Source organism: Staphylococcus muscae, from assembly GCF_003019275.1.
Lineage (GTDB): Bacteria > Bacillota > Bacilli > Staphylococcales > Staphylococcaceae > Staphylococcus > Staphylococcus muscae.
On record NZ_CP027848.1, the window covers coordinates 461,976 to 477,140 of the forward strand.

13 protein-coding genes are annotated in these 15,165 nt (G+C 35.8%); 11 read left to right on the plus strand and 2 right to left on the minus strand.

Annotated elements, in window-relative coordinates:
• The first annotated feature begins 8 nt into the window (after positions 1 to 8).
• The 4 genes from dnaG (at position 9) to C7J88_RS02205 (ending at position 4,881) form a co-directional block, all read left to right on the plus strand.
• Positions 9 to 1,796 (plus strand): DNA primase, encoded by a 1,788-nt coding sequence (gene dnaG, locus C7J88_RS02190; RefSeq protein WP_095116763.1) that lies wholly within the window; start codon positions 9 to 11, stop codon positions 1,794 to 1,796.
• Between the two features lie 17 nt (positions 1,797 to 1,813).
• Complete coding sequence (rpoD, locus tag C7J88_RS02195) at positions 1,814 to 2,923, plus strand: RNA polymerase sigma factor RpoD (protein ID WP_095116765.1); 1,110 nt, start codon at positions 1,814 to 1,816, stop codon at positions 2,921 to 2,923.
• A 180-nt stretch (positions 2,924 to 3,103) separates the two neighbouring features.
• A complete protein-coding gene (locus C7J88_RS02200; protein WP_095116767.1) occupies positions 3,104 to 3,784 on the plus strand; it encodes a tRNA (adenine(22)-N(1))-methyltransferase in 681 nt (226 codons plus the stop codon).
• On the plus strand, positions 3,781 to 4,881 hold the full coding sequence (locus C7J88_RS02205; RefSeq protein WP_095116769.1) for a Nif3-like dinuclear metal center hexameric protein: 1,101 nt from the start codon (positions 3,781 to 3,783) through the stop codon (positions 4,879 to 4,881). Before C7J88_RS02200 ends, C7J88_RS02205 begins: the two co-directional genes overlap by 4 nt.
• A gap of 74 nt (positions 4,882 to 4,955) precedes the next feature.
• Here the strand turns inward: C7J88_RS02205 and C7J88_RS02210 are convergent, their stop codons facing one another.
• Positions 4,956 to 5,924 (minus strand): 4-hydroxy-3-methylbut-2-enyl diphosphate reductase, encoded by a 969-nt coding sequence (locus tag C7J88_RS02210; protein ID WP_095116771.1) that lies wholly within the window; start codon positions 5,922 to 5,924, stop codon positions 4,956 to 4,958.
• A gap of 212 nt (positions 5,925 to 6,136) precedes the next feature.
• Between C7J88_RS02210 and C7J88_RS02215 the strand changes: the two genes are divergently transcribed.
• From C7J88_RS02215 to C7J88_RS02235, 5 genes are all read left to right on the plus strand, one after another.
• The gene (locus C7J88_RS02215) at positions 6,137 to 7,474 is read left to right on the plus strand and encodes a DEAD/DEAH box helicase (RefSeq protein ID WP_095116773.1); all 1,338 of its coding nucleotides are present in this window, start codon (positions 6,137 to 6,139) and stop codon (positions 7,472 to 7,474) included.
• Positions 7,475 to 7,492: 18 nt separating this feature from the next.
• Positions 7,493 to 8,380: a deoxyribonuclease IV gene (locus tag C7J88_RS02220; protein ID WP_095116775.1), complete on the plus strand. Its 888-nt coding sequence runs from the start codon at positions 7,493 to 7,495 to the stop codon at positions 8,378 to 8,380.
• Between the two features lie 143 nt (positions 8,381 to 8,523).
• The gene (locus C7J88_RS02225) at positions 8,524 to 9,291 is read left to right on the plus strand and encodes a metal ABC transporter ATP-binding protein (RefSeq protein ID WP_188595414.1); all 768 of its coding nucleotides are present in this window, start codon (positions 8,524 to 8,526) and stop codon (positions 9,289 to 9,291) included.
• Entirely contained in the window at positions 9,288 to 10,151 is an 864-nt protein-coding gene (locus tag C7J88_RS02230) for a metal ABC transporter permease (protein ID WP_095116779.1), read from the plus strand. Before C7J88_RS02225 ends, C7J88_RS02230 begins: the two co-directional genes overlap by 4 nt.
• Complete coding sequence (locus tag C7J88_RS02235) at positions 10,138 to 10,545, plus strand: Fur family transcriptional regulator (RefSeq protein WP_095116781.1); 408 nt, start codon at positions 10,138 to 10,140, stop codon at positions 10,543 to 10,545. Before C7J88_RS02230 ends, C7J88_RS02235 begins: the two co-directional genes overlap by 14 nt.
• A gap of 116 nt (positions 10,546 to 10,661) precedes the next feature.
• Here the strand turns inward: C7J88_RS02235 and ispG are convergent, their stop codons facing one another.
• On the minus strand, positions 10,662 to 11,756 hold the full coding sequence (ispG, locus tag C7J88_RS02240) for a flavodoxin-dependent (E)-4-hydroxy-3-methylbut-2-enyl-diphosphate synthase (protein ID WP_188595415.1): 1,095 nt from the start codon (positions 11,754 to 11,756) through the stop codon (positions 10,662 to 10,664).
• 282 nt (positions 11,757 to 12,038) lie between these two features.
• Between ispG and C7J88_RS02245 the strand changes: the two genes are divergently transcribed.
• Together C7J88_RS02245 and C7J88_RS02250 are read left to right on the plus strand one after the other, a co-directional pair.
• Positions 12,039 to 12,638: a superoxide dismutase gene (locus C7J88_RS02245; RefSeq protein ID WP_095116785.1), complete on the plus strand. Its 600-nt coding sequence runs from the start codon at positions 12,039 to 12,041 to the stop codon at positions 12,636 to 12,638.
• A 381-nt stretch (positions 12,639 to 13,019) separates the two neighbouring features.
• Positions 13,020 to 15,068 carry a peptidoglycan D,D-transpeptidase FtsI family protein gene (locus C7J88_RS02250; protein ID WP_095118128.1) on the plus strand — a complete coding sequence of 683 codons (2,049 nt, stop codon included), beginning with the start codon at positions 13,020 to 13,022 and terminating at the stop codon, positions 15,066 to 15,068.
• The last annotated feature ends 97 nt before the right edge of the window (positions 15,069 to 15,165 follow it).

The following is a 15,165-nucleotide window of genomic DNA, read 5'->3' on the forward strand; positions in this document are numbered from 1 at the left end:
TGATGTGTGTGAGAATACCACAAGCAACAATTGATGAGATTAAGCAAAATACAGATATTTTAGATGTCGTAAGTGAATATGTAAAGCTAGAGAAAAGAGGACGCAATTATATCGGTTTGTGTCCTTTTCATGATGAAAAAACGCCTTCATTTACAGTGTCCGAAGACAAACAAATCTGTCATTGTTTCGGATGCAAAAAGGGTGGGAATGTTTTTCAGTTTATTCAAGAAATCGAAAAAGTATCATTCGCTGAAGCGGTTAAACATCTTGGTGAGAGAGCAAACATTAAAGTTCAAACTGAAATGTTGAAACCAACGAATGATATCGCTTCAGATGATTTAAAAATGATACAAATTCATGAGGAACTGCTTGACTATTATCATTATTTATTGAAAAAAACAGTAGAAGGTGAAGCAGCATTAAATTACTTGTACAGCAGAGGCTTCACAGACGAATTGATTGCTAAGCGAAAAATTGGTTATGCACCAGATGCATCAAGCTTTGCAACTGATTATATGGAGAAAAAAGGCTATGATCTCTCACTTGGCTATGAAGCAGGTATATTGTCTAGAAACGAATCAAACTTCAGTTATTATGATCGTTTCAGAGATCGAATTATTTTCCCGTTACCAAATGCACAAGGTCGAGTTATTGGATTTTCAGGTCGGGCATATAAAGAAGACCAAACACCGAAATATTTAAACAGTCCCGAATCACCAATATTTCAAAAACGTAAATTGCTCTACAACCTTGATAAAGCGCGTAAAAGCATACGTCAACAAGATGAAATCATCTTGTTAGAAGGTTTTATGGATGTCATTAAAACAAGCGAAGCAGGATTAGAAAATGTCGTAGCAAGTATGGGAACACAGATTTCTAAAGAACATATGACAGTGCTTAAAAAGTTATGCAAAAATGTAACATTAATGTTTGATGGTGACTTTGCAGGAACACAGGCAACGATTAAAACGGGACAAGCATTGCTCGAGAGACAGTTCGATGTATTTGTCATTCAACTGCCCGTAGATATGGACCCTGATGAGTATATAGAGAAATACGGCAAAGAGCGATTTCTTGAGTTTGTGCGCAATGAGAAAAAATCATTCGTAACTTTTAAGTTAAATCAACAAAAACAAGAAATTCAAAATAATGATCTCGCTTATGAGAAACACTATAAAGCGTTTGTAGAAGATGCTGCATTGATACAATCTCAAATTTTACGTCAAAAAGTCGTACAAGAAGCAGCAGAATTGTTTAAAGTTGAAGCGAATCGTCTATTAGTAGAAGTAGAAAGACGTCAGCCACAAACAAATGCGCAACAAACGCAAACGATTCGACAAGTAGGACAATCAGTTAGACTTTCTAAAAATGAAAAAGCAGAATGCGCACTATTAAAACACTTTTTCAATGATAAGTCATTATTTTTACGCTTTTATCAAGATATTGAAGAAAGCGACTTTACAAATGAACATTTTAAACGTATATTTAATGTCTTAAAGGACTATTATGCAGAATTTGATACTTTTACAATCAGTGATATATTAGGGTATGTCACTCAAAATGATGTGAAGGAAACGTTGATTCAACTTGTTGACTATCCGTTAAACCATGATCCTTACGAAAATGAAATCATGGACTATATCTCAGTGATGTCATCAAATCGCACTGAAGAATCAATGGATTCATTACAAACAAAACTTAATGAAGCAGTCCGTATTGGAGATAGCGAAGCACAAAAATATTATCTCTCACAGATTGTAAATAAGAAAAGAGAACAAATCAGAAGTAAAGATTAATTTCGGGAGGCCTTTTTATGTCTGACAACCAAGTTAAAGTTATTAAAAAAGAAACGATTGATCCGACACTGACTATTGAAGATGTGAAGAAACAACTAATCGAAAAAGGGAAAAAAGAGGGTCATTTGAGCCATGAAGAGGTAGCAGATAAACTTCAAAATTTTGAGATGGATTCTGATCAGATGGACGAATTTTTCGATATGATTAACGACAATGATATTCAGCTCATCAATGAAAAAGATAGTACAGATACAGATGAAAAGCTTAACCCGAATGATTTGAGTGCACCTCCAGGCGTTAAAATTAATGACCCTGTCCGCATGTACTTAAAAGAAATAGGGCGCGTCAACTTATTGAGTGCGCAAGAAGAGATTGAACTTGCGAAGCGTATCGAACAAGGAGATGAAGTGGCGAAAGCACGTTTGGCAGAAGCTAACTTACGTCTTGTAGTCAGCATTGCAAAACGATATGTTGGTCGTGGTATGCTATTCTTAGACTTAATTCAAGAAGGTAATATGGGCTTGATCAAAGCAGTTGAGAAGTTTGACTTCAGCAAAGGATTCAAATTCTCAACTTATGCGACATGGTGGATTCGACAAGCGATTACTCGTGCAATTGCCGACCAAGCACGTACTATTCGTATCCCTGTACACATGGTCGAAACGATTAATAAACTAATTCGTGTTCAACGTCAATTACTTCAAGACTTAGGCCGTGATCCATTACCGGAAGAAATCGGTGAAGAAATGGATTTACCACCAGAAAAAGTACGCGAAATTCTAAAAATTGCTCAAGAGCCTGTCTCTTTAGAAACACCAATCGGTGAAGAAGATGACAGCCACTTAGGTGATTTTATTGAAGATCAAGAGGCACAAAGCCCTTCTGATCACGCAGCTTACGAACTATTAAAAGAACAATTAGAAGACGTATTAGACACATTAACAGATCGTGAAGAAAATGTACTTCGTCTGCGTTTCGGTTTAGATGATGGTCGTACACGCACACTTGAAGAAGTCGGGAAAGTATTCGGTGTAACGAGAGAGCGTATTAGACAAATTGAAGCAAAAGCATTGCGTAAATTAAGACATCCAAGTCGCAGTAAACGACTTAAAGACTTTATGGACTAGTTCAGATGATGTCATAAAAAATATGATTTATATTTTAGCGGGAATATCAACCATTTTGTAAAATATGGCGATAATTCTCGCTTTTTTAACATCTGGATTACGATGCATATAGTCACTAAAATTAAAAATCTGTATAATATATAGTATTACTTTAGATGCACATTAAAAGGAGTCTCAATCATGATACCAATCAACAGACGTTTAAAAAAAGTAAGTGAATATGTCACAGGAGAAAGGCTAGCAGATATTGGTTCAGACCATGCTTTTTTACCCATGTATTGCTTAGAGCAAGGTTACATCACATCAGCTATTGCTGGGGAAGTAATTCCGGGTCCTTACTCAGCAGCAGTTAAAAGTGTGGCACGTCATGGTTACAAAAATCAAATAGATATCCGTCTTGGCAACGGTTTGACAATTTTAAACCCTGAAGAAGATACAATTGATACGGTTACGATTTGCGGTATGGGCGGCCCATTAATCGCAAAAATTTTGAATGAGGGCTTCAAGCATATTCCACATCGCCCGAGACTTATTCTACAATCAAACATTCAATCTGAACCGATACGTCGATTTTTACAAGCAAATGGCTATCATATTGTGACTGAAACATTAATTAAAGAACGTGCCCATATTTATGAAATTATAGTGGCAGATGCAGGTACAATGAGTTTATCAGAGCAAGATTTTAAATTCGGACCATTTCTACATCCGAAACCATCAGAACTTTTTGTTGAAAAATGGATGCGTGAAATTGAAGCATTAGCAGATATTAAGAAGCAACTAGATCCTGTACAACATCAGAAGCGTTATGATGAGATTACCCGACAAGAAAATGAAATTAAAGAGGTGTTAAATCGATGAAGTTAGATGAACTATTAAAGGTGTTAAATAAACATGTGCCATTCAATAGTGCGGAATCATGGGATAACGTTGGATTACTTATCGGTGACCGTTCTTCAGAAGTAACTGGCATTATGACCGCACTTGATTGTACGATTGATGTTGTAAACGAAGCAATTGACAAAGGATGTAACACGATTGTTGCGCACCATCCACTCATTTTCAAAGGAATGCGTACCATTTTGGCTGATGATGGATATGGACAAATTGTTTACAAATTAATTCAAAATAATATAAATTTAATTGCAATGCATACAAACCTTGACGTACATCCAAATGGCGTTAATACGATGTTAGCGGACCGCATTGCATTAAATAATTGTGAAATTCTATTACCACAAACAGAGACATACTATAAAGTTCAGGTGTATATCCCTGAAGAAAACGCAGATGTCTTCAAGCTACGCTTATCCGAGCATGGACTAGCGAAAGAAGGCAATTATGAGCATGCCTTTTTTAACACATTCGGACAAGGACAATTCAAACCGGTAGGTGAAGCACAGCCACATATTGGCAAAGTTGGTGAAATTGAAACGGTTAAAGAAGTAAAAGTTGAATTCATGATTACAGCTGATCAACGAGTTCTTACACAACAATTAATTCATACGCATCATCCATATGAAACCCCCGTCTATGACTTTATTCCTTTAGATAAAGAAATTGAACGTGGATTAGGTATGATTGGAGAACTGGCAAAACCGATGCCAGTTGAATCATTTGTAACACATGTCAAACAGCAGTTAAATATGCCGAGTGTCCGATATATAGGAGATGTGAATAAACAGATACAAACAGTCGCCATTATTGGGGGCTCTGGGATAGGTTATGAATTGACAGCAGCAAAACAAGGGGCGGATATTTTCTTAACAGGTGATATTAAACATCATGATGCATTAGATGCGAAACTTGCAGGGATTTCATTACTGGATATTAATCATTATAGTGAATATGTTATGAAAGAAGGTCTCGTTAACTTATTAAATGAATGGTTGGCGACACAATTCAACGGTGTAATCGTAGCTTCCGAATCACATACAGACCCATATCGATATATGTAAAAATACACCCCATTATTGTCTCATCGCAATAATGGGGTGTTTAAAAACCTTTTATAGTTAAAAATAAATAGCTTCTATTTCATGATTTCAACTGGTTTTGCTTTTTTAATCTTCGGTAATATTTTCTCAACGGGTACGTGTGAAGTCGTATCATGTGTTGTCGGATCTAGTGGATTGTATTGGTTAAAGAAGTTAATCACTTCTTTAACAATAGGTGTAGGTGTAGAAGCTCCCGCAGTTACAGCAACTGTCTCCACACCATCAAGCCATGATAAGTCCAATTGTGAAATATCAGCAATACGGAAAGATTTTGTATGTGCGATATCGTTAGAAACTTGTGCCAATCTATTCGAGTTGTTGCTTTTTGGATCTCCAACAACGATGAGTAAGTCCGCTTCACCCGCTTGATTAGCTACTGCTTCTTGACGTACCTGTGTTGCTTGGCAAATCTCTTTATGTTGCTCTATATGTGGATACTTTACTTTAAGTTCATCCATCAAATGAAGAACATCCCATTGAGACATTGTTGTTTGGTTCGTCACAATAAGTGGGTAGTCATGCAAACTATCTGGTAAAGCATTAACATCTTCTTTCGTTTCAACTAAATGAACAATTTCAGGTGCAACACCAACTGCGCCTTCAGGTTCTGGATGCCCTTTTTTACCAATATACACAACGTGATAGCCATCTGCTTTCTTCTGTCTAATCAGTTCGTGAGTATTTTCAACATCTGGGCATGTCGCATCAATGCAAGTTAACCCTTTGTCTCTTGCACGTTGTTTAACTTCAGGTGACACACCATGTGCAGTAAAAATGACGGTACCTGTCTCAATTTGTTCTAGAATTTTCAATCGATTAGGACCATCTAACGTGATAATCCCATCAGATTCAAATGCGTCAGTGACATGTTTGTTATGCACTATCATCCCTAAAATATATATCGGACGTGGTAAGTTAGGGTCTAAAGATGCGTTGCGAGCAATCACCATTGCATCAACAACACCGTAACAATAACCACGTGGTGTAATTTTTATAATTTCCATAAATTTCACGAACCTCCTTCAATCATTTATTATAGCAACATATGTTGTTCTTTTAAAGAAAAGGAGCTGGATTGCATTCTATATATCTTCAGTTTTTTTCTACTGATTTTACAATCATATACCTATAAATCTATGCCAACATAAGATTGTTTATTTTCTTTATGCATTATTTCATTTATAATGGATAGATGAATCTTTAAGGAGGCCAAACAATGGCAAAACATCCATTCGAGCAATTTAACTTTGACTCAGATATTTTAACAGCAATAGATGCATTAAATTTTAAACAACCAACTGATATACAACAACGTGTTATTCCAAAGATGATGAAACAAACAAATATTATCGGACAATCACAAACAGGGACAGGTAAGTCACACGCATTTTTACTTCCATTATTCCAACAGATTGACCCGAATATCACAGAGCCACAAGCAATTATTGTAGCACCAACTCGTGAATTAGCTACACAGTTATATCACGCTGCTCTGCAATTAGCTGAGCATAAACAAGGTGTAAAGGTAAGTTTGTTTATCGGTGGAACAGACTTTGAAAAGGACAAACACAAAACAACTGTACAACCACAATTAATTATCGGGACACCAACACGTATTAATGATTTAGCAAAAATTGGTGCGCTTCACGTTCACCTTGCACATTATTTAGTTGTGGATGAAGCAGACTTGATGATTGATTTAGGTCTTATTCAAGAAGTCGATCAAATCGCTGCACGTCTTGATGATGAAACAAAAATGGCGGTATTCAGTGCAACAATTCCAAAATCGCTACATCCGTTTCTCAATAAATATTTAGAAAATCCTACTTTTATTGAAGTAAAAACAACTTCAAAAAATAAAAGTAGTATTGAATTTTACCTTATACCAACACGTGGTTCTGCTAAAATTGAAAAAACAATTGAACTGATTCATACATTAAATCCTTATTTAGGAATTATTTTCTGTAATAGTAGAGAAAATGCAGATCATCTTGCGCAACAACTGACATCAGAAGGTATTCAAGTCGGCATGATTCACGGTGGCTTATCACCACGCGAACGTAAACAACAAATGAAACGTATCCGTAACTTGGAATTCCAATATGTCATCGCTAGTGACCTTGCTTCTCGTGGTATTGACATTGAAGGTGTCAGTCATGTTATCAATTTTGATGTTCCAAAAGATATCGATTTCTTTACACATCGTGTCGGACGTACCGGTCGTGGTAACTATAAAGGAATTGCAATTACATTATATACACCTGATGAAGAAACGTTGATTCATCAAATCGAAGCAAAAGGTTATCATTTTAATAACGTAGATGTGAAAAATGGTGAGTTGGTACCAATTAAAGCACATAACACACGTCGTTTACGTCAAAAACAAGATGATCACATTACACAACAAGTAAAACATAAAGTTAAACGCAATAACAAAAAGAAAGTAAAGCCTGGTTATAAGAAAAAGTTCAATCAAGAACTTGAAAACTTAAAAAGACAAGAAAAACGTCAATTTAGTCGTCGTAAAAATCGACAAAATCGTAAAAATAAATAGTAAAGGGTGGATAATAAGATGTTAATTGGATCACACGTCTCGATGAGTGGTAAGAAAATGTTACAAGGATCTGCAGAAGAAGCACATAAATATGGTGCATCAACTTTCATGATCTATACAGGTGCACCACAAAATACACGCAGAAAACCTATTGAAGAGCTGAATATCGAAGTAGGACAACAAACAATGGCGAATTATGGCTTATCGAATATCGTTGTCCACGCACCATACATTATTAATATCGCTAATACAAATAAGCCAGAAGTTTTTCAGCTCGGTGTTGATTTTTTACAAAACGAAATTGAACGTACTGAAAAGATTGGTGCGCGAGATATCGTATTACACCCAGGTGCCCATGTTGGTGCAGGGGCTGAAGTAGGGATCAAACGTATCATTGAAGGATTAAACGAAGTATTAACGAACGATAATAATGTCCGTATCGCATTAGAAACAATGGCGGGCAAAGGTTCTGAAGTGGGTCGTACTTTTGAAGAAATTGCACAGATTATTGATGGTGTTCACAATAACGAAAGATTATCAGTGTGTTTGGATACGTGTCATATCCATGACGCAGGCTATGATGTTGTAAATGACTTTGATGGCGTACTTAATCAGTTCGATAAAATTATAGGTGTCGATCGTATCAAAGTAGTCCATGTCAATGACAGTAAAAATCCGGTCGGTGCTCATAAAGACCGCCATGAGAACATTGGCTTTGGTCATATTGGCTTCGATGCGTTGAACTATGTTGTACATCATGAACAATTTAAAGAGATACCTAAAATATTAGAAACACCATATGTAGGCGAAGACAAGAAGAACAAAAAGGCACCTTACGCTCTTGAAATCGAAGCGTTTCGCAATCAAACTTTTGATCCAAATCTGAAAAATAAACTTTTAAGTTAATTCAACGAAATAACCCAAAGTTACTATACATTGATGATTTATTGAATCAATCAATGTATAGTTTTTATTTGTCTGAAGTCGTAAACATTACTATTTACATTTAATGTCGCGACGTTTATAGTATTTAATGAGGTGAATGAATAATGCAACCTGTTTTCGAGTTGAAAGAGATTGACTTCTATTTTGAAAATAAAAAAGTACTTGAAAATATCAATATTTGTATTAATAAAGGGGAATTTTTAGCAATTGTTGGTCCCAATGGTGCGGGTAAATCTACTTTATTAAAGTTAATGTTAGGTCTTTTGCCTATCCAAAAAGGGGAAATTTTTGTAGATGGTGAAGCATATCAAAAGAGTTTAACATCTGATAAAATTAGTTACGTTTCTCAAAAAGCTTCTGCGGTTGCAGCCGGTTTTCCTGCGACGGTCAACGAGGTCGTAATCAGTGGACTGACACGACAAAAACGACTATTTAAATGGTTTAATCGTCAAGATCAACAAAAAGTAGACCAAGTACTGGAACGATTAAACATTTCACATTTGAAAGGGAAAAACATCTCTGAACTTTCAGGAGGGCAACAGCAACGTGTTTTGATTGCACGTGCATTAGTAAGCAACCCTACTGTGTTGATTCTCGACGAACCGACAAATGGGATTGATGCGAAACACGTAGGTGAGTTCTATGATACGTTGGAACACTTAAAAAACGAAGGTGTAACAATTATATTGGTTACACATGATATTGGTGTAGTAGCGGATACAGCAACTGAAGTGGCGTGTATTAATAAACATCTTCACTTCCATGGAACTGCACATGAATTTAAATCATTAGATGAAGTAGAAATATCAAAAATATATGGTCATCCTATAAAGTTTGTTGACCATAAACATGATAGGGATTGTTGTTTATGATAGACGCATTATTGAACTTTGAATTTATTAGATATTCATTTATAAGCGGCATTTTAATCGGATTAATCGCACCGCTCATCGGTACGTTTATCGTTGTACGAAGATTATCATTAATTGCTGATGCATTGAGCCATGTTACTTTAGGTGGAATATCATTTGGGATGTTTCTTATTACCGCCGTACCATTGTTTTCGGAGGTTAACCCGATATGGACGGGTATTCTGTTTTCAATTGTAGGGGCTTTATTAATTGAAAAACTGCGAAGCTCTTATAAAAATTATCAAGAGATTGCGATTCCAATCATTATGAGTACTGGGATTGGTCTAAGCGCTATCTTTATCTCACTTGCTGATGGATTTAATCAAGAGCTAGTCGGGCTTCTATTTGGATCTATTAGTGCCGTATCCATTAGTGACTTGATTACCATTATTATCATTGCAGTTATTGTTCTATTATTTATCTTATTGTTCTATAAAGAATTGTTTATTTTGTCGTTTGATTCAGAATATAGCCAAGTCATTGGTATTCCAAAATGGATTCAATTTTTATTTATTGTAATTGTGGCACTTGTTATCTCAGCATCAATGCGTGTGATTGGGGTATTATTAGTGAGTGCACTAATAACTTTGCCTGTCGCAATTGCTATGCGATGGACAAAAGGGTACAAACAATTTATATTTATGAGTATCGCCATTGGTGAATTTTCTGTAATTACAGGGTTAATCTCTGCCTTCTATTTAGATATCTCACCTGGTGGTATTATTGTTGTGATTCTTGTATTGCTTTTATGTATCACGATGATGTATCAAGGTTTATTGAAGGGGAAGGTAAAAGGAGTGAAAGCACATGCAAACGAATAAAGCGATTCAACTACTCAAAGAAAATGGACATAAATATACAGACAAACGAAGAGATATGATTGATATTTTTGTTAAGGAAGATAAGTATATCAATGCAAAACATGTACAAAAACTAATGAACAACACATATCCAGGTATTTCATTTGATACGATATATCGCAACCTTCATTTATTCAAAACATTGGGTATCATTGAAAGTACAGAGTTAGATGGCGAGATGAAATTTAGAATCTCATGCAGTCATCATCACCATCACCACTTTATTTGTAAATCCTGTGGCGATACAAAAGTGATCGATTACTGTCCAATGACTGAAATTCAAAAGTCATTGCCAGAAGTCGAAATTGAAATGCATAAACTTGAAGTTTATGGCGTATGCGAAAAATGTCGTTAAACAAGAAAACCTTGTAGGCTGTTAATCTGCTTACAAGGTTTTTTTAAGTTTAACAAGTCAATAAAAAATGAGATAGCTACTTATGTGCTATCTCACCTAATATATACATTCTGCTTTTACGATTGTGCTGCTTTATCACGATTTGCTTCCATTTCTGCAGCAAGTTTATCGATTTCTTTTTTAAGTTCATCAACCATTGTTTCTTCCGGTACTTTTCTTACTGTTTTTCCTTTCATAAACAATAGGCCTTCACCACGTGCACCAGCGATACCAATATCAGCTTCACGTGCTTCACCTGGTCCATTAACAGCACAGCCTAATACTGCTACTTTCAATGGAACTTGAAGCTTCTCAATATATTCTTCTACTTCATTTGCGATTGAGATTAGATCAATCTCAATACGTCCACAAGTAGGGCAAGCGATTAATGTTGCAGCGTTACTTGCGAGACCAAATGCTTTTAGTAGGGACTTCGCAACTTTTACTTCTTCGACTGGATCTGCTGACAACGAGATACGAGCAGTGTTACCAATACCCAATGCTAAAATAGCACCTAAACCAGCTGAAGACTTAACGGTACCGTTAAACAATGTACCACTTTCTGTAATTCCTAAATGTAGCGGGTAGTCAAATGCTTGTGCCGCTTTCGTATATGCTTCAATTGCTAAGTTAACATCACTTGCTTTCATTGACACGATAATGTCGTGGAAGTCCAAATCTTCAAGAATTTTAATGTGATGCAAAGCACTTTCTACCATACCATCCGCAGTTGGATAACCATATTTTTTCAAGATATGTTTCTCTAATGAACCAGCATTCACACCGATACGGATTGGAATACCTTTTTCTTTACAAGCTTCAACCACTGCTTCTACTTTTTCACGTCTACCGATATTACCTGGATTGATACGAATTTTATCCGCACCGTTTTCAATGGCAATTAATGCTAATTTATAATTAAAATGAATATCTACGACTAATGGAATATTAATTTGTGCTTTTATATCTTTTATCGCATGTGCATCTTCTTCATTCGGACATGCTACACGAACAATCTGACAGCCTGCTTCTTCTAAACGCTTAATCTCTGCAACAGTTGCCTCTACATCATGGGTTTTTGTCGTCGTCATACTTTGGATAACAACTTCATCCGAACCACCAATGGTTAAATTACCAACTTTGACAGGTCGTGTATTTTTACGATGTGTAATTTCTGACATGTTAGGAAACTCCTTTATAACAGTTTTAAATATTGAAAATGCACTTTGACAAGCTAATCTTTTCAACGTTAATATTTATTATACAATATAAAAAGGTTGATATTCAAAACAATGAACTAATTTCTGTCACATTTTATGTTTAAAACAGATTGAAATGTGAAATACATAAAATGAACAATTCTTGAAATTGTCTTTTTAAGCAGATTGATTGTAAGAAGAATATAAGTATTGTTAGAATATAATTGGAATCAACAATTAGGAGGATGATTAATTATGGCTTTCGAATTACCAAAATTACCATATGCTTATGATGCATTAGAACCACATTTCGACAAAGAAACAATGGAGATTCATCATACGAAGCATCATAACACTTATGTTACAAAGTTAAACGGTGCAGTTGAAGGAACAGAATTTGAAAACAAATCAATTGAAGATCTTGTTGCAAACTTAAATGATGTACCTGAAGAAAAACGCACAGCTGTACGTAATAATGGTGGCGGCCACTTAAACCACTCATTATTCTGGCAGTTATTAACACCTAATTCAGAAGAAAAAGGTACAGTGGTTGAAAAAATCACTGAAAAATGGGGTAGCTTAGATAGTTTCAAACAAGAATTTGCCGATAAAGCAGCAGCTCGATTCGGTTCAGGTTGGGCATGGTTAGTTGTAGACAATGGCGAGTTAGCGATTGTGACAACTCCAAATCAAGACAATCCAATCACAGATGGAAAAACTCCACTATTAGGTCTTGACGTTTGGGAACATGCTTATTACCTTAAATACCAAAACAAACGTCCAGACTATATCAATGCTTTCTGGAATGTTGTAAATTGGGAAAAAGTAGACGAGTTATACGAAGCTGCTAAATAATAATATGATGACGAAAAGGGGCTGAGACATAGTGTTCAGCTCCTTCTTCTATATTGTAGAAATAAGTATAGTGGCATAGGTGTCAGAAGTGAAATACATTAAAAAAATTTGAGATTACTAAGACAAGGATGATTAGATATGTGGCAGTTTTAATATTATCAGCTACTGTTAAACTTCTAGTCACAATTGCCGGGTAGGACAAAAATCTTTTTCTCTATAAAAGATTGCTGTCCTGCTTTTTTTATTTGTGTTTTTCTGAATAAAAAGCTAAACTTCTAAGCTGTAAAAATTCTTTATGCATTTCTTTAAAAAATATTAGCCAAATAGCCAAATTTCATATATCATTTTAAGAAGAAAACGTGCGAATTGAGGTAGATTGTGTTGTTAAAACGTTTAAAGGAAAGAACAAACGATGAAAAAATACGCAATCAAATGAATAAACGTATTAATTTCATCTTTGGCGTGATCATTTTTGCCTTTGTTGCAATTGTATTAAGGCTAGGCTATCTCCAAATTGCACAGGGCTCACATTATCATCAAATGATTCGAGAAAGTGAGAATGTTACTGTCAATGAATCTGTTCCAAGGGGGCGTATTCTAGATCGTAATGGCCGTGTCATTGTTGATAATGCATCGAAAAAAGCAATTACATATACGCGTGGTAAGAAAACAGATCAAGAAGAAATACTTGATACTGCCAAAAAGCTAGCTAAGTTGATCGATATGAATACAGAAAAAATAACAGAGCGTGACAAAAAGGATTTTTGGATTACATTATATCCCGATAAAGCTCAGAAGCGTATGAAAAAAGAGTTAGAACTGTATAAAAATGGCGATATCTCTCAAGAAGATTATGATCAACAATTACGTGATAAGATTGGTGAAAAAGATCTGGACTCATTGAGTGATAAAGACTTAAAAGTATTAGCCATTTATCGTGAAATGATGCAAGGAAGTACATTAAGTCCAAGAACGATTAAAAATGATGATGTAACGGACAAAGAATTTGCGACGGTATCACAACAGTTGTCTGATTTACCTGGTGTCAACACAACGATGGATTGGGATCGTAAATATCCATACGGTGATTCTCTCAGAGGTATATTGGGAAGTGTGTCTACGCCAGAAGAAGGTTTACCAAAAGAATTAACAAACTATTATTTATCTAAGGGATATTCCCGTAATGACAGAGTTGGCAAAGGGTATTTAGAGTTTCAATATGAAAGTATCTTACGGGGTAAGAAAAAAGAAATGCGTTATACAACAGATAAATCAGGTGGTATCATCGATTCAGAAGTTATCAATGAAGGGTCTCGAGGGGATGATCTCATCCTAACAATTGATATGGAGCTGCAAAAGAAAGCAGAAGAATACCTTGAAAAGCATATCAATAGTTTGCGTAGCCAGGGAGCAGTCAACATGGACTCTGCGTTACTCGTTATACAAGATCCAAACAATGGCGACATCCTTGCGATGGCTGGAAGACAGATTGACACAGATGGTACATTAACTGACTTTGATATCGGTACATTTACAACGCAATATGCTGTTGGTTCTTCAGTGAAAGGGGCGACTCTATTAGCGGGATATCAAAATAACGTGATTAAACCCGGAGAGCAAATGGTTGATGAACCACTTACTTTCCAAGGTGGTTTGACGAAACGCTCATACTTTAACAAAAGTGGTAGTCGCTATATAGATGATACAGAAGCACTTATGCACTCATCTAACGTATTTATGTTTAAAACTGCGTTGAAGATTGCAGGCATAGAGTATTATCAAGGTATGCCATTACCTGATGATATTACAGAAGCAGGCAAAAAGTTACGTAAAGGATTAAACCAAGTTGGACTCGGTGTTAAAACTGGTATCGACTTGCCGAACGAAGTTACAGGCCAGATTGAACCTTTAAATGACAATCCTGGTAACTATTTGGACTTGGCAATTGGTCAATATGACACATATACACCATTACAACTTTCACAATATGTCTCTACAATCGCAAATGATGGCGATCGTGTTCAATCTCATATTGCAAAAGAAATACGCAAAGCAACAAATGATGATTCCATTGGACCGGTGAAACATAAAATTACAGGTAAAGTGTTGAATCACGTCAATAATACACCAGATCAAGTGGCACAAATTCAAAAAGGATTCGACAAGGCATTTAACAAGCCAGAAGGTACAGGGTATAAGAGTTTTAAAAATACTGTTGTACGTTCAGCAGGTAAAACGGGGACAGCTGAAGTTTTCCAAAATGGAGAGCCCCGTGTTAATTCAACTTATGTCGGATATGCCCCTGCTGATGATCCAAAATTAGCATTTTCTATTGTTTATACGAACCAGCCAGTGCCAGAGCCATGGTTGCCTGGTGGAGATTTAGGTAGAGATATCATCAATTATTACTTTGGCAAAAAAGATTCATAATATAAGTAAGGCGTGAGCATCATTATAAAGGGGATGCCTTCACGCCTTTATTTATTTCATTACAGTTTATATGTATGTATCAACCCTATTGTGAAAG

Coding starts and splice junctions, on each gene's coding strand:
- C7J88_RS02245 (WP_095116785.1), top strand. CDS start 12,039: ATGGCTTTCGAATTACCAAAATTACCATATGCTTATGATGCATTAGAA.
- C7J88_RS02230 (WP_095116779.1), top strand. CDS start 9,288: ATGATAGACGCATTATTGAACTTTGAATTTATTAGATATTCATTTATA.
- C7J88_RS02215 (WP_095116773.1), top strand. CDS start 6,137: ATGGCAAAACATCCATTCGAGCAATTTAACTTTGACTCAGATATTTTA.
- C7J88_RS02210 (WP_095116771.1), bottom strand. CDS start 5,924: ATGGAAATTATAAAAATTACACCACGTGGTTATTGTTACGGTGTTGTT.
- C7J88_RS02220 (WP_095116775.1), top strand. CDS start 7,493: ATGTTAATTGGATCACACGTCTCGATGAGTGGTAAGAAAATGTTACAA.
- C7J88_RS02205 (WP_095116769.1), top strand. CDS start 3,781: ATGAAGTTAGATGAACTATTAAAGGTGTTAAATAAACATGTGCCATTC.
- C7J88_RS02200 (WP_095116767.1), top strand. CDS start 3,104: ATGATACCAATCAACAGACGTTTAAAAAAAGTAAGTGAATATGTCACA.
- rpoD (WP_095116765.1), top strand. CDS start 1,814: ATGTCTGACAACCAAGTTAAAGTTATTAAAAAAGAAACGATTGATCCG.
- C7J88_RS02235 (WP_095116781.1), top strand. CDS start 10,138: ATGCAAACGAATAAAGCGATTCAACTACTCAAAGAAAATGGACATAAA.
- C7J88_RS02225 (WP_188595414.1), top strand. CDS start 8,524: ATGCAACCTGTTTTCGAGTTGAAAGAGATTGACTTCTATTTTGAAAAT.